This is a genomic window from Nostocoides japonicum T1-X7, from assembly GCF_001046855.1.
In the GTDB taxonomy this organism is placed as follows: Bacteria; Actinomycetota; Actinomycetes; order Actinomycetales; family Dermatophilaceae; genus Nostocoides; species Nostocoides japonicum.
Map to the genome: position 1 here is coordinate 1,337,165 of NZ_HF570958.1, position 20,443 is coordinate 1,357,607.

The 20,443-nt window shown below is 72.0% G+C and carries 21 protein-coding genes and 1 tRNA gene; 14 read left to right on the top strand and 8 right to left on the bottom strand.

The genetic code is table 11. The annotated features are described in order from the left end of the window. A partial coding sequence (locus BN12_RS25025) for an iron chaperone (RefSeq protein WP_048550907.1) occupies positions 1–341 on the bottom strand: 341 nt, incomplete at its 3' end. A 280-nt stretch (positions 342–621) separates the two neighbouring features. Between BN12_RS25025 and BN12_RS26460 the strand changes: the two genes are divergently transcribed. After that, entirely contained in the window at positions 622–1,605 is a 984-nt protein-coding gene (locus tag BN12_RS26460; RefSeq protein ID WP_162233055.1) for an RDD family protein, read from the top strand. Here BN12_RS26460 and BN12_RS06105 read toward each other — a convergent pair. Beyond that, the gene (locus BN12_RS06105; protein ID WP_048550911.1) at positions 1,580–2,467 is read right to left on the bottom strand and encodes a hypothetical protein; all 888 of its coding nucleotides are present in this window, start codon (positions 2,465–2,467) and stop codon (positions 1,580–1,582) included. The two genes, BN12_RS26460 and BN12_RS06105, sit on opposite strands and share 26 nt — an antisense overlap. A 178-nt stretch (positions 2,468–2,645) precedes the next feature. Here BN12_RS06105 and paaK point away from each other — a divergent pair, with 178 nt between their 5' ends. Next, a complete protein-coding gene (gene paaK / locus BN12_RS06110) occupies positions 2,646–3,935 on the top strand; it encodes a phenylacetate--CoA ligase PaaK (protein ID WP_048550913.1) in 1,290 nt (429 codons plus the stop codon). 165 nt (positions 3,936–4,100) lie between these two features. Here the strand turns inward: paaK and BN12_RS06115 are convergent, their stop codons facing one another. The 4 genes from BN12_RS06115 to BN12_RS06130 form a co-directional block, all read right to left on the bottom strand. Next, positions 4,101–4,526 (bottom strand): VOC family protein, encoded by a 426-nt coding sequence (locus BN12_RS06115; protein ID WP_048550915.1) that lies wholly within the window; start codon positions 4,524–4,526, stop codon positions 4,101–4,103. A 196-nt stretch (positions 4,527–4,722) separates the two neighbouring features. Next, positions 4,723–5,334 carry an isochorismatase family protein gene (locus BN12_RS06120; RefSeq protein WP_048550917.1) on the bottom strand — a complete coding sequence of 204 codons (612 nt, stop codon included), beginning with the start codon at positions 5,332–5,334 and terminating at the stop codon, positions 4,723–4,725. Then, positions 5,331–6,656, bottom strand: a complete 1,326-nt coding sequence (locus BN12_RS06125; RefSeq protein ID WP_083454454.1) for a kynureninase — start codon at positions 6,654–6,656, stop codon at positions 5,331–5,333. The genes BN12_RS06120 and BN12_RS06125 overlap by 4 nt, the downstream gene beginning before the upstream one ends. 247 nt (positions 6,657–6,903) lie before the next feature. Continuing rightward, the gene (locus tag BN12_RS06130; protein WP_048556050.1) at positions 6,904–8,265 is read right to left on the bottom strand and encodes a nicotinate phosphoribosyltransferase; all 1,362 of its coding nucleotides are present in this window, start codon (positions 8,263–8,265) and stop codon (positions 6,904–6,906) included. A 328-nt stretch (positions 8,266–8,593) separates the two neighbouring features. Here BN12_RS06130 and clpS point away from each other — a divergent pair, with 328 nt between their 5' ends. The 11 genes from clpS (at position 8,594) to BN12_RS06185 (ending at position 16,359) form a co-directional block, all read left to right on the top strand. Continuing rightward, positions 8,594–8,884 (top strand): ATP-dependent Clp protease adapter ClpS, encoded by a 291-nt coding sequence (clpS, locus tag BN12_RS06135; protein ID WP_048550919.1) that lies wholly within the window; start codon positions 8,594–8,596, stop codon positions 8,882–8,884. Positions 8,885–8,887: 3 nt separating this feature from the next. Next, entirely contained in the window at positions 8,888–9,535 is a 648-nt protein-coding gene (locus BN12_RS06140; RefSeq protein WP_048550921.1) for a DUF2017 family protein, read from the top strand. 207 nt (positions 9,536–9,742) lie between these two features. Then, positions 9,743–10,594: a glutamate racemase gene (gene murI, locus BN12_RS06145; protein ID WP_048556051.1), complete on the top strand. Its 852-nt coding sequence runs from the start codon at positions 9,743–9,745 to the stop codon at positions 10,592–10,594. After that, positions 10,591–11,355 (top strand): MBL fold metallo-hydrolase, encoded by a 765-nt coding sequence (locus BN12_RS06150; RefSeq protein WP_048550924.1) that lies wholly within the window; start codon positions 10,591–10,593, stop codon positions 11,353–11,355. Before murI ends, BN12_RS06150 begins: the two co-directional genes overlap by 4 nt. Positions 11,356–11,972: 617 nt before the next feature. Next, complete coding sequence (gene rph / locus BN12_RS06155; RefSeq protein WP_048550926.1) at positions 11,973–12,731, top strand: ribonuclease PH; 759 nt, start codon at positions 11,973–11,975, stop codon at positions 12,729–12,731. Positions 12,732–12,852: 121 nt separating this feature from the next. Continuing rightward, the gene (gene rdgB, locus BN12_RS06160) at positions 12,853–13,503 is read left to right on the top strand and encodes an RdgB/HAM1 family non-canonical purine NTP pyrophosphatase (protein ID WP_048550928.1); all 651 of its coding nucleotides are present in this window, start codon (positions 12,853–12,855) and stop codon (positions 13,501–13,503) included. Positions 13,504–13,577: 74 nt separating this feature from the next. Next, positions 13,578–13,659: transfer RNA gene (locus tag BN12_RS06165), tRNA-Leu, on the top strand. A gap of 497 nt (positions 13,660–14,156) precedes the next feature. After that, positions 14,157–14,627: a thioredoxin-dependent thiol peroxidase gene (gene bcp / locus BN12_RS06170; RefSeq protein ID WP_048550930.1), complete on the top strand. Its 471-nt coding sequence runs from the start codon at positions 14,157–14,159 to the stop codon at positions 14,625–14,627. Between the two features lie 34 nt (positions 14,628–14,661). Next, positions 14,662–14,949: a DUF3618 domain-containing protein gene (locus tag BN12_RS06175; RefSeq protein ID WP_048550932.1), complete on the top strand. Its 288-nt coding sequence runs from the start codon at positions 14,662–14,664 to the stop codon at positions 14,947–14,949. Positions 14,950–15,044: 95 nt separating this feature from the next. Further along, on the top strand, positions 15,045–15,341 hold the full coding sequence (locus BN12_RS06180; protein WP_048550935.1) for a GroES family chaperonin: 297 nt from the start codon (positions 15,045–15,047) through the stop codon (positions 15,339–15,341). Between the two features lie 187 nt (positions 15,342–15,528). Further along, positions 15,529–16,359: a family 16 glycosylhydrolase gene (locus BN12_RS06185; protein ID WP_083454455.1), complete on the top strand. Its 831-nt coding sequence runs from the start codon at positions 15,529–15,531 to the stop codon at positions 16,357–16,359. Between the two features lie 6 nt (positions 16,360–16,365). Here BN12_RS06185 and BN12_RS06190 read toward each other — a convergent pair whose 3' ends face one another. Together BN12_RS06190 and BN12_RS06195 are read right to left on the bottom strand one after the other, a co-directional pair. Beyond that, positions 16,366–17,421 carry a 2,3-butanediol dehydrogenase gene (locus BN12_RS06190; protein WP_048550938.1) on the bottom strand — a complete coding sequence of 352 codons (1,056 nt, stop codon included), beginning with the start codon at positions 17,419–17,421 and terminating at the stop codon, positions 16,366–16,368. Beyond that, positions 17,418–19,265 carry a flavin-containing monooxygenase gene (locus BN12_RS06195; protein WP_048556052.1) on the bottom strand — a complete coding sequence of 616 codons (1,848 nt, stop codon included), beginning with the start codon at positions 19,263–19,265 and terminating at the stop codon, positions 17,418–17,420. The genes BN12_RS06190 and BN12_RS06195 overlap by 4 nt, the downstream gene beginning before the upstream one ends. Before the next feature lie 221 nt (positions 19,266–19,486). Between BN12_RS06195 and BN12_RS06200 the strand changes: the two genes are divergently transcribed. Next, a partial coding sequence (locus tag BN12_RS06200; RefSeq protein ID WP_157635678.1) for a GAF domain-containing protein occupies positions 19,487–20,443 on the top strand: 957 nt, incomplete at its 3' end.

Sequence of the window (20,443 nt, forward strand, 5' to 3'; positions counted from 1 at the left end):
GCGTCGATCTCGTCCCGGCGTGCCTCGACGAGGCGCTGGAGGGTGGGCTCCGGCAGCTGGTGGTCCGCCGAGTAGTGGATGCTCCCCGTCGTCGTCTCGAAGTCGGCGAGTGCGTCGGCGAGCGAGGCGACGACGGCGCCGCTGAAGGGGTAGACCGACAGGAACCTCCGCCCACGCACCGTCGAGACGAGACCCTTGCCGCGGTAGAGGAGCGCGGGCATCGCGTAGCTCGTGCCCTGCTCGGCCTCGGGCACGATCTCCCGCGCGACGGCGTAGACGTGCTCCAGCGCGTCGCGGTCCGCTCCGTCGATGGTGCTGAGGTACTCGTCGACGTCACCCACGCCGCCGACAATACCCACGCGCCGTCGGTATGCGCGGCGCCCCGACCAGTTGGCGTTCTGCCACCCGATCGGGGCCTGTGCACCGCCCCGACCAGCGCCGGTGGCCCCGCGCGCACCTGCTGCTCGCACTCGCCCACCCGCCCGGCCGACCGGCTGGCGTTCTGGCACCCGATCGGGGCTTGTGCACCAACCTTCCACCCTCGCCCAGGGCCGGGAGCCGGCGTCCCTGCGCGCGGATGGCGTGCGAGCAGAGGTATGCCGACATGAGAGGCTTCGAACCATGAGCACCCCGACGTCGCCGGGCTGGTACGACGACCCGCAGGACCCCAGCCTCCTGCGGTACTTCGACGGCATCGTGTGGACCCGCCACACGACACCGCGCGCCGGGATCGCCGCCGACCCACAGCCGTCGCATGGCGGAACGCCGTCGTCCACGGCCACCGAGGGGGAGAGCGGTCGCGACGCCGCGGCGGGCGAACAGGGTCAACCACCGCTCAACCCGTACGGCGTGCCGACCTACCGTGGGCACCCCTCTCAGGGGCAGCCTCCGCAGGGATATCCGCCACCGGGCCAGCAACCCTCGGGCCAGCAACCGCCGGGACAGCAACCCTCGGGACAGCAACCGCACGACCCGTGGGCTCCGCCCCCCGGCGGGCGGCCCGGCCCGCCCTACCAGCAGCCGCCCGGATTCCAGTACCCCATGGCCCACCGGGGGCCGGCGACTCCCGACGGTGTCCCGATGGCGTCGTACGGCCAGCGCGTCGGAGCCTGGTTCCTCGACGGCCTCATCAAGCTCGTCATCAGCCTCGTCCTCGGGGGCTGGGCGATCTACCTCGCCGTCAAGCCGCAGATGGATGCCGCCTTCCGGGCCGCCGAGCGGGGCGAGACGGTGCCGCTCGACCTCACCGGTCGCGACACCAACCTGCACTGGATGGCCGTCTACCTCGTCATCTGGGGAGTCGTCGGCCTCGCATACAGCATGTTCTTCCTCACCCGCCGGGGTGCGACACCCGGCAAGTCGGCCCTCGGGATCAGCATCCGCCGCCTCGAGCACGCCGGCCCCCTCGACGCGCGGACCGCCGCTGTGCGCTATCTCATCCCCTTCGCGAACGCAGTCCTCGGTGTCGCCCCGGTCCTCGGCACGATCGTGTCCCTCCTGTGGGCCGTCGACCACCTGCTCCCGCTCATGCAGCCACGACGCCAGGCGATCCACGACCTCATGGCCGGGACCGTCGTCGTCATCGGCCCGCAGCCTCCTCGCTGAGGTCCAGCACCCCGAGGTCGGCGAGCTCGCGCAGGGGGCCCATGACCCTCTTGCAGCCGTATGCGGTGAAGAAGGCCCGGGTGATCGCGGCGTCGGCCGTGCTCATCCGGGTCACGGCCTGGACCAGCTCGCTGGGCTCGCGCTCGGCCAGGAGAGGGACGAGCTCGTCGACGTCGTCGCCGTTGAGGGCCCAACGGACCGCGACGAGGACATTGAGCAGGCCGTGCTGCTCCTGCTCCTGGCCGCCCTTGGGGTAGCGCCCGCGGATCGCGTGGAGGATCCCGCCGGACAGCGTGAACCCGAGGTCGTGGTCGATGCTCGTGCGGATGAATCCCGCGAGCTCGGCCTCGTCGGGCCACGAGGCGCCGGCGGAGGGCCGGGGCCGGAAGACCGCCTGGAGGGGCACGTCGTCGCTCGCCTCGCGCGCGATGTCGGCCACCGCCGTCTCGAGGTGCTCGCTGCGGGGAACGCCCACGGCGAGGGGCAGCCGCCGGTCGAGGAGGGCCCGCCAGTCGGTGCCCGGTCCCACCTCGATCCCGACGGGGACGACCGGGGTCCCGTCGAGGGCGCCGAGCGCCTCCTCGACGAATCCCGCATCGATCCCCGTCTCGGTGACGACGATGACCGGCAGCGGCTCGGACCTGCGCGCGCCCTGCGTCATCCCGTCGACGAGGTCCCCGAGGCTCGTCGTGCGGACCAGCAGCGGCCCGACGAGATCGGCATACCGGCTGCGGCGCAGCTCCCGATGTGCGGCGACCGCCTCGGCGAGGGTGCGGTCCGACGGCGGCAGCGCCCCCGCGTCGTCCACGAGGCGGGCGAAGATGGACCGCTCGGCCGGCCCGTCGGGGAGCGGTGTCGCCATGGGTGGAGGCTACTAGGGTGGCCGACAGGCCCCGCACCCGGAAGGACTGTGGGGACGACCGTCGGTCGCCATCGACGGAGGCCGATGGAGGTCGACGACCACGGTCGGACACCGATGGGCAGAGCGGGCACCGACGGCCATGATCGGCACGCCGGCGGCCACCGAAGGAGTCACTGGAATGAGCAGTCTCGTCCCGGCCATCGATGTCGACGGCCTGCGCGCGCAACAGCTGGAGCGGCTCCGGTGGAGCCTGGAGCACGCCTATCGCAACGTGCCGCACTACCGGGCGGCCTTCGACGCGGCCGGGGTGGGCCCGGGGGATCTGCGGGAGCTGTCCGACCTCGCGCGGTTCCCGACGACGGCGAAGGCGGACCTGCGGGAGAACTACCCGTTCGGCATGTTCGCCGTTCCCAGGGAGCAGGTCCGTCGGATCCATGCCTCGAGCGGCACGACCGGTCGGCCCACCGTCGTCGGCTATACCGAGGACGACCTCGCGACGTGGGCCGAGCTGATGGCCCGGTCGATCGAGACGGCTGGTGGCCGACCCGGTGACGTGGTGCACGTCGCCTACGGGTACGGCCTGTTCACCGGGGGACTGGGAGCGCACTACGGAGCCGAGCGGCTCGGGTGCACGGTCGTCCCCGTGTCGGGCGGGATGACCGAGCGGCAGGTGCAGCTCATCGTCGACTTCCAGCCGCGCGTCATCATGGTCACGCCGTCGTACTACCTCGCCATCCTCGACGAGATGGACCGGCAGGGCATCGATCCGCGCGCCACGAGCCTGCGGGTGGGGATCTTCGGTGCGGAGCCGTGGACCCAGGAGATGCGCCGCGAGATCGAGAGCCGTTCGGCGATCACCGCCGTCGACATCTACGGGCTGTCGGAGGTCATGGGCCCGGGCGTCGCGCAGGAGTCCGGGGACACCCAGGACGGTCTGCACATCTGGGAGGACCACTTCTATCCCGAGATCCTCGACCCGGTCACCGGCGAGGTGCTGCCCGACGGGGAGGAGGGAGAGCTCGTGTTCACCTCCCTCACCAAGCAGGCGATGCCCGTCGTCCGCTACCGCACGCGCGACCTCACCCGGCTGCTTCCCGGGACGGCCCACCCCGCCTTCCGGCGGATGGCCAAGGTCACCGGTCGCAGCGACGACATGATGATCGTCCGCGGGGTCAACGTCTTCCCCTCCCAGATCGAGGAGCACATCCTCCAGATCGACGGGCTGACCCCGCACTACCTGTGCGTCCTCACCCGGCCGGGCGTGATGGACGAGCTGACCGTCCAGGTCGAGCGCCGACCCGACGCCGACGATGCGACGGTCGAGGCGGCCGTGCGGCGGCTCCGCAAGCGGGTCAAGGACACCGTCGGCGTCACGGTCACCGTGTCGGTCGTCGAGCCGTATGCCTTGGAGCGCTCCCTCGGCAAAGCGCGCCGCATCGACGACCAGCGCAACCTGCGGGGCCGCTGACGCATGTCGGCGCGGTGGCGGCCACTCTCAGGGTGCAGTCGGTCGGCCTTCAGCCGACCGGATCAGTCCGAGGTCGCTGCCGGCCTGCTGGAGCCGGCTCGTCAGAGCCGGTTCCAGCAGCCGCGCTGCCGGCCGTGGTGCTGACCGACGATCCCGGCGTATCGCTCAGCCGGCTGCGTCTGCGGCGCTGCCGGCGATGTTGACCAGCCAGCCGATCCCGAACTTGTCGGTCAGCTGGCCGAACTCGTCACCCCACATCTGCTTCTCCAGCGGCATGCCGACCGTGCCGCCCTCGGACAGTCCGGCGAAGTAGCCGCGCAAGGCCTCGGCGTCGTCGCCGGACAGGGAGATGGTGATCGACGACCCCTCCGAGCGCTCCATGCCGGGAGGGGTGTCGGACGCCATGATCGTGAACCCGGCCGGCGTCTCGAGCTGGCCGTGCATGACGAGGCCGGCATACGACTCGTCCTGGGCGCCGAACTCCCCGAACGTCGAGATCGTCGGCTCGCCGCCGAGCACGCCGGCGTAGAAGGTGAGCGCCTCGCGGGCGTTGTCGGTGAATTGGACGTAGGGGTTGAGCTTGCTCGCCATGAGCGGGACCTCCGTGGTCGCTGTCCGCCGGCCCCGGGGCGGACCGACTCATCCGACCGTAGACGTCACCCCCGACAGCCGTCACCTGACCGTGGAACCGTTCGGCGACGAAGCGGCGGGGCGGCACGCGAGGAGCCGGCCCGAGGGGCTCCAACGCCGGGTGAGGAGCCTGCCCGGCGGGCCTCCACCAGCGGCGTCAGGCGCTCGGGGTGTCGGTCACGGTGACGCCCGCCTCGGCGAAGGCGTCGAGGGCGGCCTGCGTCGACTCCGGCGCCACTCCGGCGCACAGGTCGAGGAGGACCGAGGTCTCGAAGCCCTCGCGCACCGCGTCGAGCGCGGTCGCTCGCACGCAGTAGTCGGTCGCGATGCCCGCGATGTCGACGGCCTGGATCCCCCTGCTCCGCAACCAGTCCGCCAACCCGGTGGCGGTGTCGCCGGACACCGTCGAGCCCTCGAAGCCGCTGTAGGCCGCCTCGTGCAGCCCCTTCCGGAAGACCGCCTCGACGTGCTCGAACGCCGCCTCGGCCGCGGGGTGGAACAGCGCCCCGTCGGTCCCCACGCGGCAGTGCACCGGCCACGAGTCGACGAAGTCGGGGTTCCCGCTCCAGTGCGCCCCCGGGTCCTGGTGCCAGTCGGCCGTGGCGACGACGGCGGCATACCGGTCCCGCTGCGTCGGGACGTATGCCGAGAGGCGGTCTGCGACCTCGGCGCCCCCGGCGACGGGGAGCGAGCCGCCCTCGGTGAAGTCGTTCTGGACGTCGACGATGATGAGCGCGCGGTGGGCAGCGCCGCCCGTCGCGCCGGTCATGGCGTGAGACCCGTGACGGGGGAGCCGACCGCGTCTGCCGAACCGTCGCCGAGGTCAGGGCCACCCACGCCGTCCGAATCGCCCGCGCCGGCACCCCGGACGGCGTCGCGCAGCGCGGCGAGGCCCGTCGCGACCTCGGCGAAGCTCGTCGAGAGGGGCGCGAGGCCGATCCGGATGGCGTCCGGGTCGCGGTAGTCGGGGATGACGCCCTGCTCCCACAGGGCCGCAGTCACCTCCCGGAACCCCGCCCTCTTCACCGTCACGTGTCCGCCACGCGACGCGTGGTCGCGCGGCGAGGTCACCGACACGCCGAGCGGCGCGAGCTCGGCGTCGATGAACTCGAGGGCGAAGTCGGTCAGCGCGAGGGACTTGGCGCGGATGGCGTCGATCCCCACGGACTCCAGCAGGTCGGCATACGTCTCGAGGGCGACCATCCCGAGGATCGGCGGCGTGCCGGACAGGAACCCGCGGATCCCGTCGGCCGCCTCGTAGCCCGGACCCATCGTGAACGCGTCCCGCCGCCCGAGCCACCCCCAGATCGGCTGCTGCAGAGCGGCCTGATGGCGTGCCGCGACGTAGGCGAGGGCCGGCGAGCCGGGGCCCCCGTTGAGGTACTTGTACGTGCAGCCCACCGCGAGGTCGACGTCCCACGCGTCGAGCTCGACCGGCACGCTCCCCACGGAGTGGCACAGGTCCCACAGGACGAGCGCGCCGGCGTCGTGGACGATCCGCGTGATCTGCGGCCCGTCCGCGAGCCAGCCGGAGCGGTATGCCACGTGGCTGAACACCGCGAGGGCGGTCCGCTCCGAGACGGCGTCGGCGACGAGGTCGGGCGTGACGCCCTCGGCCGTGTCGACCTCCACCCAGCGCAGGGTGAGCCCGCGCTCCCCGGCGATGCCCTCGAGGATGTAGCGGTCGGTCGGGAAGTTGTCGGTGTCGAGGACGATCTCGTCGCGGGTGCCCCCGGAGGAGAGGACCGCCGCGTCGACGGCGGCCCGGGCGAGTTTGTAGAGGAGCACCGTCGTCGAGTCGGCGACGACCGTCTGCCCGGGCGCTGCGCCGAGGGCCGCGGCGCCGATCCGGTCGCCGAGGGTCAGCGGCAGGTCGAGCCAGCGTTCGTCCCAGCCGCGGATGAGTCGCCCGCCCCACTCCTCGCGGACGAAGGCGGACAGCCGGTCCACGGTGGCCTGCAGCGGACGGCCGAGCGAGTTGCCGTCGAAGTAGGCGACGAGCGACGCCGGACCCGGGTCGAGGAAGGCGTTCCGGTGGGCGGCGAGCGGGTCGGCGGCGTCGAGCTCGGCGGCGCGGGCGAGGAAGTCCACGGCTTGGGTGCTCCTCTCTGAGCGGACGGTGTGCTGCGCTCCCGATCATGGCGTATGCCGCGCCCTCGCGGGCAGGTGGCGTATGCCGCACCCTCGCGGGCAGGTGGCGTATGCCGCGCCCTCGTGGGCACATGGCGTATGCCGGGCCGCGGGAGGGCATGCGGCCGACCGGCCGACCGGTCCGCGGGCGGCATACCCGCATGAGACGGACCGGCGAAGTCCGTCTCCAGAGGGACGGGCGCGGTGCTCAGGGGGTCGTGTCGACGTAGACCGTCGGGATCGCGGGCTCGCCGCGGGACAGCTGGTGGGCCGAACGTGGCAGCTCGGCGACGGATGCCTCGTGGCGCGCCCGCGCGGCGTCGAGGACGCGCCGGTGCCCGTCGGGCACGGCGTCCGGTGACGCGCCGACGATCTCACCGTCCCGCACGAGGTCGACGAGCAGCGGCCGGTCGTCGCCGTCGTCCTCCGGAAGGGCGCCGATGCCGATGACCTCGGCCTCCGCGGTGCCGTTCCCGTTGCGCCGGCGTAGGGCCCACTTGCGGCCGCCGACCGACCTCTTGTCCTTGCTCACCTTGGCGACGGACACCATCGAGCCGTCGTCGCCCTCGCGAGCGACGAGTTTGTAGACCATCCCCGCCGTCGGGGCGCCCGACCCGGTGACGAGTGAGGTCCCGACGCCGTACCCGTCGACCGGGGCCGCCGCGAGGGCCGCGATGGCGTACTCGTCGAGGTCGGAGGTCACGACGATCTTCGTGCCCGTCGCGCCGAGCCCGTCGAGCTGTGCACGCACCTCGGCGGCGAGCTCGACGAGGTCGCCGGAGTCCAGGCGCACCGCCCCGAGCGAGGGGCCCGCGACCTCGACGGCGGTCCGGACCGCCGTCCGCACGTCGTAGGTGTCGACGAGGAGCGTCGTCCCGACGCCGAGGCTGTCGACCTGTGCGGCGAACGCCTCCTTCTCGTCGTCATGGAGGAGGGTGAAGGCGTGCGCCGAGGTGCCCGTCGTCGGCACCTGCCAGCGGCGACCCGCCTCGAGGTTTGACGTCGTCGCGAAGCCGGCGACGTAGGCGGCGCGCGCCGCGGCCACCCCCGCCCACTCGTGCGTGCGCCGGGAGCCCATCTCGATGCACGGCCGGGTGCCCGCCGCGCCGGTCATCCGGGACGCGGCGGAGGCGACGGCGCAGTCGTGGTTGAGGATCGACAGGACGAGGGTCTCCAGGAGCACGCCGTGGGCGAAGTCGCTCTCCACGACGAGGACGGGGGAGCCGGGGAAGTAGCACTCACCCTCGGCATACCCGCTGACCTCGCCGTCGAAGCGGTAGTCGGCGAGGAAGGACAGCGTCGCGTCGTCGACGATCGTCCGGTTCGCGAGGTCAGCGATCTCGGCGTCCCCGAACCGGAAGTCGCGGAGCGCCTCGAGCAGCCGGCCCGTCCCCGCGACGACGCCGTAGCGCCTCCCGGACGGCAGGGACCGCGCGAACACCTCGAAGACGCACCGCCGGCTCGCCCGCCCGGAGCGGAGGGCTGCCTCCAGCATCGTCAGCTCGTAGTGATCGGTGAGCAGGGCCGTGCTCGCGGCCACCGCGCCCTCGTCGGGGACGTCCGTCGGCATCACGAGGCCCACGATAGAGCCGCCGGGTGCGCAGGTGACCTCCGCGTTCGCCATCCGTTCCGCCCGGTCTCCACGCGCCACGTCCGGGGGCCTCCCCTTCGCACGTGCCGAGGTGATGTCGTTGCGGGGTCGGTTCGGGAGCATCAACTCGGCACGTGCGGGGGTCGCCGAGGTCGATGTCGGTTCGGGACAGCATCTACTCGGCAGGTGCGGGCTCGTCGTGGTCGCGTTCGGCCGGGGACCACGACAACCCCGCACCTGCCGAAACCCTCACGCGCCCGGGTGCGGGATTCCGGGGGAGGACGGGGCCCGGCCTATCCTGTGGGGCGTGTCCATCGCGCCCGCCGAGGAGAAGCTCGCCGAGCCCTCGGTCGACGTGATCCCGGACGTGCCGTGGGTCACCATCGTGTGGAACGACCCCGTCAACCTCATGTCGTACGTGACGTTCGTCTTCCAGTCCTACTTCGGCTACAGCAAGTCCAAGGCCGAGAAGCTCATGCTCGACGTCCACGTCAAGGGCCGAGCCGTCGTCTCGAGCGGGCCCCGGGAGAAGATGGAGATCGACACGGAGGCCCTCCAGGGCTACGGGCTGTGGGCCACCTTCCAGAAGGACGAGTGACGCGTGGCCAAGGGATTCCGGAGGAAGGGGCGGGGGAGCAGGGCGCGGTATGCCGCGCAGCTCGACGCCGTCGAGCGTCGCCTTCTCGTCACCCTCCTCGGGCAGGTCGCGACGCTCCTCGACCCAGACGGGTCGATCTCCGAGGGACGCTCGGCTCCCGGTGCCGCGGTCGCCGAGACGACGTTCGACCAGATCGTCGCGGGTCTCGGCGGTGGCCCCGGGGGCCCGGCGGGAGACGAGAGCGCGTCGCATACCGGCGTCCGCCCCGACCACGACGACCCGGCCGTCGCACGGCTCCTGCCGTCGGGGAACGTCGCCGACGAGGAGGCCGCGGCGGAGTTCCGGAGGTTCACCGAGGACTCGCTGCGGCGGCGCAAGGTGGCCGGCCTGCGCCGGGCGATGGCCGTGCTCGGGGGGGCGGACGACCGGCTCGAGCTGGGACGCGACGACGCGCTCGCCCTCCTCGTCGCCCTGACCGACGTGCGCCTGGTCCTCGCGAGCCGGCTCGGCCTCGAGACCGACGAGGACGCCGAGCGGCTCCACGAGGTGGCGCTGCGCGACGACACCGACGAGCAGGCCGCCCAGGCGGCGGCGGTCTACGACTTCCTCACCTGGCTGCAGGAGACGCTCGCCTCCTGTCTCACCCCGTAGCCTGCACCCCGCCACGTGGGTGGCGTGATCCGTTGCCGTCCCACCCCCTCGCACGTGCCGAGAAGATGCGCTCTGGTGCGGCTGGGGACGACAACAACTCGGCACGTGCGCGGATCGACGGGGACGGTCGGCCCCGACGAGCCGTTCCGCGTCGTGTCGGTCACAGGGTCCGGGGGAGCGTCGGGCGTGAAGCCTAGGCTCTTCGCCGTGGCGGACGCACCGATCGGGATCTTCGACTCCGGGTACGGCGGGCTCACCGTCGCCCGGGCCGTGCTCGACCAGCTGCCCCACGAGTCCATCGCCTACCTCGGCGACACGGCCCGTGCTCCCTACGGGCCGCGACCCATCGCCGAGACCCGCCGCTTCGCCCTCGAGTGTCTCGACCGCCTCGTCGACCACGGCGTGAAGGCCCTCGTCATCGCGTGCAACACGGCGAGCGCCGCGATGCTCCACGACGCGCGTGAGCGCTACGCCGTGCCCGTCGTCGAGGTCATCCGGCCGGCGGTCCGCCGGGCCGCCGCAGCGACGCGCAACGACCGGGTCGGCGTCATCTCGACCCAGGGCACCCACCAGTCGAGGGCCTACGTCGACGCCTTCGCGGCGGCCCCGCAGATCGACGTCCTCTCGGTGCCGTGCCCGCGGTTCGTCGAGTTCGTCGAGCAGGGGGTGACGGGCGGGCCGGAGCTGCTCGCCGTGGCGCGCGACTACCTCGCCCCCCTCCAGGAGGCCGACGTCGACACGCTCGTCCTCGGCTGCACGCACTATCCGCTGCTCACCGGCGTCATCTCCTACGTCATGGGCGACCTCGTCACCCTCGTGTCCTCGGCCGAGGAGACCGCCAAGGACCTCTACCGGGTCCTCGCCGACGGCAACCTGCTGCGCCCCGACGACCTCCCGGCGCCAGGTCACGGGTTCACGACGACGGGCGACCCGGAGGAGTTCCGCCGGCTGGCCCGCCGGTTCCTCGGCCCGGAGGTCGTCGACCTCTACGGCGACCGAGACCTCTCGCCCGTCTCCGTGATGGCAGGCTCCCGCGGCGCCGGGACGGGGCGGCCGTGAAGGTCACCGTCGTCGGCTGTTCCGGGTCCTTCGCCGGCCCGGACTCGCCCGCCTCCTGCTACCTTGTGCAGGCCTCCGACGGCGTCCGGACCTGGAGCGTGGCGCTCGACCTCGGCAACGGCGCGCTCGGCGTCCTCCAGCGCCACCTCGCCCTCGAGGAGCTCGACGCCGTCGTCTTCACCCATCTGCACCCCGACCACTGTGTCGACCTGTGCGGTCTGTACGTCACCCGCCGGTACCGGCCCGAGGGCCCGTATGCCGACCGGCTCCCCGTCTTCGGCCCGGTCCGGACCGCCGAGCGGATGGCCCGCATCTACGGCCTCCCCGGCGACGGCATGGAGGGCGAGTTCGACTTCCGCACGATCACCGACCGGTCGCCCTTCACCGTCGGCCCGCTCCTCATCACCCCCGTCCGGGTTAACCATCCCGTCGAGGCATACGGGTTCCGCGTCGAGGCCGGCGGCGCCATCCTCGCCTACACCGGCGACACCGACTCCGACCCCGCCCTGTCGGACCTGCTCCGCGACGCCGACCTCGCGCTCCTGGACTCCGCCTTCATCGACGGCCGCGACGAGGCGAAGGACATCCACCTGTCCGGACGGCGGGCCGCGGAGGCCGCCGTGGCGGCCGGGGGCGTCGGACGGTTCGTCCTCACCCACATCCCGCCGTGGAACGATCCCGAGGTATGCCGTGCCCAGGCTGCCGCGGTCTGGCCCGGCGAGGTGGAGCTCGCCGCGAGCGGGGCCGTCTACCACCTCTGATCCCACCCCTCGGCAGGTGTGAGGTTGTCGTGGTCAGGCTGGGGCCTCGACTGCTTGTGGGGAAGCTGGCCAGAGTCATAGGTCGTGCCAGCTTCCCCACAAGCACTCGTGAACGGCCGCCTTCCCCCAGGGATGCGTGAACGGCCACGGATCTGTCCCAGGCGGGCTCCGCGCCGCGCCCGGATGGCAGCCGCCCACGGTAGGCCCGCACGTGCCGAGTTGTTGCTGTGCCAGTGCGGGCCCGCCCACGGTGGGCCCGCACGTGCCGCAGGAGGTTCGGCAGGTGCGGGGTTGTCGTGGTCATGCCGAGGCGTCGAGTGCTTGTGGGGAAACTGGCCAGAGTCATAGGTCGTGCCAGCTTCCCCACAAGCACGTGTCGCGCTGTCGCCCTGGCCGAGATGGGCGGTCACGCCGTGCCCGGAGTTCAGCCGACCACGGAGAGCCAGCACGTATCGGGTGGGGGCGGGCCTCGGCAGGTGCGAGGTTGTCGTGGTCAGATCGGCGGAACGACCACGGAAAGCCAGCATCTGCCGAGGAGGGGGAGTCGCACCCCTGACGACGATGTGCCGTCCGGGGCGGGGCGAATCGGCGGAGGCTCATTGCATACCCTGTCCGGCGTGACCGACACGAACACCCGACACGACGGACGCGCCCCGGATCAGCTGCGGGAGGTGCGCCTGACCCGCAACTGGCTCGACCATGCCGAGGGGAGCGTGCTCATCGAGTTCGGACGCACCCGGGTGCTCGTCGCAGCGTCGTTCACCGAGGGCGTGCCGCGCTGGCTGAGGGGCCAGGGTCGGGGCTGGGTGACGTCGGAGTACGAGATGCTGCCGCGTTCGACCAACACGCGATCCGACCGGGAGTCGCGCAAGGGCCGCGTCGGCGGCCGGACCCACGAGATCTCCCGCCTCATCGGGCGCAGCCTGCGCGCCATCATCGACACGAAGGCACTCGGGGAGAACACGATCGTCGTCGACTGCGACGTCCTGCAGGCCGACGGCGGCACGCGCACCGCGTCGATCACCGGCGCCTACGTCGCCCTCGTCGACGCCGTCGAGGACGCCCGCGGTCGTGGTCTCATCACCCCGAATGCCGCGCCGCTCACCGGATCCGTCGCGGCCGTCAGCGTGGGCATCGTCGGCGGCCGGCCCGTCCTCGACCTGGACTACCCCGAGGACTCGACCGCCGAGACGGACATGAACATCGTCATGACGGGCGACGGGCGGTTCGTCGAGGTGCAGGGCACGGCGGAGGGCGAACCCTTCGACCGCACCCTGCTCGACGCCCTCCTCGAGCTCGGAACCCAGGGCTGCGCGACCCTGACCGCGGCCCAGCAGGCCGCGCTCGCCGAACCCGCCCGGGAGCGGGTCCGATGATCTCCCGGTCGGTCGCGGACGTCCGCTCGGGGCTCGTGCGGGCGAGCAACCGAGCGAGCCTCCGGAACTGCACGAGGCGGGTTGACGGTGCCTCGAACTCTCGCGTCAAGGGGTATGCGGCGTGACCGGTTCGCCGCGCCGGCTCGTCCTCGCGACGCGCAACGAGCACAAGGTCCACGAGCTGCGTCAGATCCTCGGCTCCCTCGTCGACGAGCTCGACCTCGAGCTCGTCTCGGCGTCGGCATACCCTGAGGTGCCCGAGACGCCGGAGACCGAGGTGACCTTCGAGGGGAACGCCCGGCTCAAGGCCGTCGCCCTCGCCGCCGCGACCGGCGTCCCGGCGGTCGCCGACGACTCCGGGCTCGCGGTCGAGGTGCTCGGGGGCTCACCGGGGGTCTTCTCGGCCCGGTGGTCCGGGTCGCACGGTGGGGCCGACCTCCCGCGGGCGGTGCGCGACGCCCACAACCTGCATCTCCTGCTCGACCAGATCGCGGACGTGCCCGACGAGCACCGGCACGCGGCGTTCGTCTGCGCGGCGGTCCTCGCCATGCCGGACGGCCGGGTCGCCGCGACCGAGGGCCGCGTCGAGGGAACCATCCTTCGCGCGCCCGTCGGTACGAACGGGTTCGGCTACGACCCCGTGTTCCGCCCCGACGGCGACGTCCGCACCCTCGCCGAGTACACCGACGAGGAGAAGAACGCGATCTCCCACCGTGGCAACGCCTTCCGCGCCATGGTTCCCGTGCTGCGCGCCCACCTCGTCGACCGCTGAGCAGCGCCGCGCCGGCTCGGGATCCCCGGAACGGCCGGGATGCCGGACGGCCCACGCGGCTAGGCTGACGGCGCGCGCGAGTGGCGGAACTGGCAGACGCGCCAGATTTAGGTTCTGGTGCCTTCGGGTGTGCGGGTTCGAGTCCCGCCTCGCGCACGATGCTGGCGCATCGTTCGCGAGCCGGGTCCCACCGCCTCTGTGCGCGGCGGCTGGGGCATCGTTCGCGAGGCAGGTCCCACCGCCTCTGTGCGCGGCGGCTGGGGCATCGTTCGCGAGGCAGGCCCCACCGCCTCTGTGCGCGGCGGCTGGCGCATCGGCGCCGTGGGCTGGCTCTCGGATTATCGGGCGACCCCGGAACACTGAGCTTCACCCGACAAGGGAAGTCGGGTGAAGCTCAGTGTTATCGGGTGACCCGATAAGGGTGGGGAGCGACCGGGTAAGGGCTGTGGGCTGGCCCGATGACACGACGTCGGCCGGGCGACGCGCGCCCCGGCCGACGAGGAGCGGGAGGACACGAGGACGAGGGACCACGGCACGGACGCGGTGGGTGAGGTCGAGGGGTGCGGGCCGCGCGGCTGGGATAGGTTGAGCGGAGCCGATCGCGCCCGCATACGGCCCCCCAGCGACCATGCCCGCAGACGGAAGGACCTCCCGTGGCAGACCGACTCGTCCCCGGCGACGTCGCCCCCGACTTCACGCTGCCCGACGATGGAGGGTCGTCCGTCCACCTGGCCGACCTGCGCGGACGCAAGGTCATCGTGTACTTCTACCCGGCCGCGATGACCCCCGGCTGCACGAAGCAGGCGTGCGACTTCACCGGGGCCCTCGACGACTTCACCAAGGACGGGTATGCCGTCCTCGGCGTGTCCCCGGATCGGCCCGACAAGCTCGCGCGGTTCCGGGAGCGTGACCACCTCACCTTCCCGCTCCTCTCCGACCCCGACAAGGCGGTCCTGCAGGAGTGGGGTGCGTTCGGGGAGAAGAAGCTCTACGGCAAGACCGTCGAGGGGGTCATCCGCAGCACCGTCGTCCTCGACGAGAACGGCGTCGTGACCCACGCGTGGTACAACGTCAGGGCCACCGGTCACGTCGCCAAGCTGCGGCGCGATCTCGGCCTCGACTGAGCACCGACCCGACCCGGACACCAGGAGCGCGACGATGAGCAACGCCGACGTCCCGGCCAAGGCCGCCCCCCCGAGCATCGCCGACCTCGAGGCCGACCTCGCCGAGCGGCGGCAGCGGTTGGCCCGCACCATCGACGAGCTGACCGAGCAGATCAAGCCGAAGGCGATCGTGCGACGTCAGACCGAGCAGGCCAAGGCCCGGTTCGCCGCGGCGACGACGACGCCCGAGGGGGACCTGCGGACCGAGCGCATCGCGGCCGTCGTCCTCGCCTCGGTCGGCATCCTCACCGTCGTCTTCCTCCTGCGCCGTCGGCGCGGCTGAGAGGGGACTGCGTGGCAGACCAGGGTTCCCCGGCCGCGACGACGCCGGCCGCCGAGCGGGGGAAGCCGGCTGAACGAGGTAGCCTGCCCATCCGCATGCTGCAGGACCGCGTCCTCGTGTCGGTCGAGGGCGAGCCGGGGGAGCGGCGGTCGGGGGGCGGCATCGTCATCCCGGCGACGGCGAGCGTCGGACGCCGCCTCGCCTGGGGAGCCGTCGTCGCCATCGGGCCCAACGTCCGGCAGGTCGGACTCGGCGACCGCGTCCTCTTCGACCCCGAGGACCGCGCCGAGGTAGAGCTCCAGTCGACGACCTACCTCCTCCTCCGGGAGCGCGACCTGCACGCCATCGCCGCGAGGACGACACCCGACGAGCCCACCGGCCTCTACATCTGACGCCCGGACCGTCCGTCCCGGCGGCTGTCGACCGTCACGTGGCACCCGGCCCACCGCCTGCGGGGCGAGAGGACGCCCTCGTGCCGTGAGTGGGTGAAGCGCGTCACTTGTCGCTGATCGTCCTATCTGTCACAGTTCAAAACGGAACGTCCCCTGCCATCGTTCGGTTCGCCCCAGGAGCGCCGCCATGCGCCGATCTGTTCTGTTGTCCGCCGTCGTCCCGCTCGCGCTCGTCCTCTCGACGCACTCCTCGTCCGTCGAGGCGCAGCCGGCCCACTCCTCGACGGCTCTCCGGGCACGGAGTACGACGGTCGCCCATCCGATGACCCCCACCGTGCAAGAGGACTTCTCGTCGTGGAGCAGCGGGCGGTTCTCGACCGACGACCTGTGGCAGAAGAACGGCGACTGGACGACGGGATGGTCGAAGAACCGCATCCTCATGACGAACGCGCGGGTGCACGACGGCCGGCTCGATCTCGTGTCGCCAGGGAAGGTGCAGCAGTCGGGCGAGATCCAGAGCGCACCGAAGGCCCCGGTGACCTTCTCGTACGGCTACTACCAGACCCGCATGAAGGTCGCCTCGACGTCGGGGGTCTGCTCGTCGTTCTTCTTCATCGCGAACGACTACGGACTCCCGGAGATCGACGTCGAGTTCCTGACTGACGAGTCCTGGCTCACCTCGTCCTCGACGGGCCGCGTCCACCTCTCGGTCCACAAGGACAACGGGACCGTCCGCGACTACCGGGTCGTCGACCTGGCGTTCAACCCGTCGCGGGCCATGCACACCTACGGGTTCGTCATCGCGCCGAACGCCGTGACGTTCGACATCGACGGCCGCGTCGTCTGGCGCGACGCGCTGCCGACGGGCTGGGCCGGCGGGGTGCCGCACGGGTTCATCATGGCGAACATCTGGACGGGCAACCCGTACTGGGGCGGTGGGCCGCCGTCGCATGAGGCCGTCTCCTCATACGACTGGATGCGCTACTACGCCGGGGCGACGGAGCGGGTCCTCGGCTGACCCGTCCTAGGGGTGGACGAGGATCTTGACGTTCTCCTCCTTGTTGTCGATGAGCTCGCGGAAGCCCCGGTCGACGATGTCGCCGAGGTCGATGCGGCCGGTGATGAACTGGTAGGGGTCCACCTTTCCCTGCCGGATGAGGTCGATCGTCGCCGGGTGGTCGTTGCAGTAGGCGAGACTGCCGACGACCCCGACCTCGCGGAAGACGAGGTCGTTCATCGCGACGGTCGCATCGTGGCCCCAGATCGCGACGTTGACGCAGCGACCGCCGGCGCGCGTGGAGCGGATGGCCGAGGCGAGCACCTGGTCGATGCCGGCGCACTCGAACGACACGTCGGCACCCCGGCCCTTCGTGATCTCCATGACCGCCTCGACGACGTCGGCGTCTCGCGGATCGACGACATGGTCGGCGCCGGCGACCGTCGCCTTCTCCTTCCGGGCCCGGGCCGGCTCGACGACGATGACCTCGTCGACCCCGACGGCCTTGAGGGAGGCCGTCGTCACCAGACCGATCGGTCCGGCTCCGAAGACGAGCGCCGAATGCGACGGCCGGGCCCCGGAGAGGCGGACCGCGTGGTATGCGACGGCGAGAGGTTCGACGAGAGCCCCGACGTCGGTTCCGAGCTCCCCGAGAGGATGGATCCAGCGGCGCTCGGCGACGACGTACCGCGAGAAGCCGCCGCCCCCGCCGGACAGACCGACGAATCCCAGCGTGGCGCATACGTTGTAGCGACCCTGCTGACAGGCGTCGCAGCGCCCGCACACGATGTACGGCTCGACGACGACTCGGTCGCCGACCGCGAGATCGTCGACGCCCTCGCCCGTCTCGACGACGACGCCTGCAAACTCGTGGCCGAGGACGACGGGGGCCGACTCGCCGGTCAGCGGGTGGGGTGCGTCGACGGTCGGCGCGAAGATCGGCCCGTCGAGGTACTCGTGGAGGTCGGTGCCGCAGATGCCGCACCACTCGACCTCGACCTTGACGGTGCCGGGCCGCGTCGCCGGCTCGGGGATGTCGTCGATCCGGATGTCTCCTCGGGCATGGAAGCGGGCGGCTCTCATGAGGTGTGGTGCACCTCCTGGAGCCGGTAGACGGGGGTGTCCAGGTCCTCGTAGCGCGCCTTGAGCTGGAGCGCGAGATAGAGCGAGTAGTGGCGCGACTGGTGGAGGTTGCCGCCGTGCATCCACAGGTTGGTCACCTGGGTCGGCTTCCACATGTTGCGCTGCTCGCCCTCCCAGGGGCCGGGGTCGAGCGGGGTGTCGGAGCCGAGACCCCACACCTTGCCCAGCCGGTCGGCCGTCTCCTGGTCGATGAGGTCGGCCACCCAGCCGTTCATCGAGTTGTAGCCGGTTGCGAAGACGACGAGGTCGGCGGGCAGCTCGGTCCCGTCGTCGAGGACGACGGAGTCCTCGGTGAGGTGGTCGATCTGCCCGTGGACGAGCCGGACGTCGCCGTTCGCCACGAGGTCCGCCGCCCCCACGTCGATGTAGTAGCCGGAGCCCCGGCGCAGGTACTTCATGAACAGGCCGGAGCCGTCGGCGCCCCAGTCGTGCCAGAACCCGGCGGCCTCGAGCCGGTCGTAGAAGTCCTTGTCGACCTCGGCCATCTTCTCGTATGCGGGGATCTGGAACTCGTGGAGGATGCGGTAGGGCAGCGAGGCGAAGATGAGGTCGGCCTTCTCCGTCGTCACGCCGGCCGCGACGGCGCGCTCGGAGTAGAGGTCGCCGAGGCCGTACTCCATGAGGCTGTCGCTCTTGACGATGTGCGTCGAGGAGCGCTGCACCATCGTCACGTCGACGTCGTTCTCCCACAGGGCTCCACAGATGTCGAAGGCACTGTTGTTGCTGCCGATGACGACGGCCCTCTTGCCCCGGTACGCGTCCGGTCCCGGGTGGCGGGAGGAGTGGTGGACGTCGCCCCGGAAGACGTCGACGCCCTCGACGTCGGGCATCCGCGGTTTGCCCGACATGCCGGTCGCGAAGACGAGCTGCGTGGGCCGGAGGGTGAGCGGCTGGCCGTCCCGCTCCACCTCGACGGTCCAGTGACCCGCCTCCTCCGACCAGCGCGCGGACTTCGCCTCGGTGCTCGACCAGTACGGCACCTCCATGACCTTCACGTATGCCTCGAGCCAGTCGGCGATCTTGTCCTTGGGGGCGAAGACCGGCCAGTTGTCCGGGAACTTGATGTAGGGCAGGTGGTCGTACCAGACCGGGTCGTGGAGACAGAGCGACTTGTACCGGCCGCGCCACTGGTCCCCGGGCCGCGGGTGCTTGTCGATGACGAGGCTCGGGACCCCGAGCTGCCGCAGGCGCGCGCCGAGGGCGATCCCGCCCTGGCCGCCGCCGATGACGAGCACGTAGGGCTGGGTCGTCGAGCCGAGGCTCTCGGCCTCCTCCTGGCGCTTCTCCTTCCAGGTCGTGCGCTGCTTGTTCGCGCCGTGCTCCGCTCCTCGGGGCCGGGCCGTGCCCTTGGGCTCCTCGTGTCCCTTGAGCTCCTGGAGGGCGGTGAGGAGCGTCCAGGCCCGGTCCTCGCCGTCCACCTCCGTCAGCCGCAGCAGGCCGGTGCCCCGGCCGACGCGCGTCTCGAAGGTGATCCAGGCGGTGACGACGCCGCCGTCCTCGGTGGCGGGCTCGCTCGTCGCGAAGGCGGAGGGATCGGTGCGGTCGAGGGTCTGGCTCAGCAGCGCTCTCACCCCGTCGGGGTTCTCCACCGTCGTGATGTTCCACGTGAAGGAGACGAGGTCGCGCCAGAAGCTCTCCGTCGCGAACAGCCCGGCGGCCCTCTCGACGTCTCTCGCCGCGAGGGCGGTCTCGAAGGCGGACAGCCAGGCGTCGGCCCGCTCGGGTGCCGACCTCGTCCCGGTTCCCGCCTGCTCCAGCGTGCCGGTCTCCAGCGTGTCGGTCATGTCGTGCTCCTTCGCGATCGGAGGGTCCGCGTCGACCCCTGCCCGCCAGCACACATCCGATCGGTGCCCCGCGGAAGGGTTGCAGCGCGTTGCATCGGCCGGCGACGAGGTCCCCGTATGCCGAGCCGCGGGGCTACCCTGACGATGTCGCCTCCGCGGCCCGGGTCGACGCCCCTGTGCGGCGACCCGGTGAGCCCGCGTCCGGCGAGAAGGAGCCGACCATGACGACCTCTGCCGGCGGTGCCGTCGCCCCGGGCACCGACCTCGGCTCGCACGCGCGTGCCCTCCAGCGGGTCCACGACGCCGTCATGGGCGGGGGCGTCCCACCGGCCCGGATCCGCCCGCTCGTCTCCCGGTCGTGGACGAGGGTCCTCGGTCTCGGGCTCGACCCCACGCGGGCCAACGCCCGCGACCCGCTGCCCTACGCCGAGGTGGAGCGGCGCCGGCATACCTCTCCGCTCGCCCTCGTCGTCGACGAGATCCGGGCCGTCCTCACCTCGGTGGCCGACGCGTCCCGGTTCATCGTCGTCGTGACCGATGCCGACGGGATCATCCTGTGGCGGGAGGGGTCGGCCGGCGTCCTGCGACGCGCGGACGTCCTCGGGTTCAGCGAGGGGGCGACGTGGACCGAGGACCACGTGGGCACCAACGCCATCGGCACCGCGCTCGCCGAGCAGGCTCCCGTCCAGCTGTTCTCCGCGGAGCACTTCGAGGAGGGGCAGCATCCGTGGTACTGCACGGCCTCCCCGGTGCACGACCCGCGCACCGGGGCCCTCCTCGGCATCGTCGACGTGAGCGGTCCGGCCCTCACCCTCCACCCGGCCCTCGTCGCCCTCGTCGACACGGCGACCAAGCTCGCGGAGGCCCGGCTGTGGCGCCACCACGAGCAGGCGCTGCACCGCCTGCGCCGGTCGGCCGAGCACGTCCTCGCGACGACGAGCGGGCCGCTGCTCCTCGTCGACGACGACGGCTGGGTGGCGCACTACAGCGGCGTCATGGTGCGCGACCGTATCGCGGCACCGCGGGCGGACCGCCCTCTCACCGTGCCGGGGCTGGGCCTGTGCCTGCCCGAGCGGGTGGGGGACGGGTGGCTCGTGCGGCCGGACGCGGGGGCGGTCTGCCTCGTCGCACGGCTGCGGGCCGTCGGTGGCGAGCAGGTCCTCGAGGTCGCCGCCGCG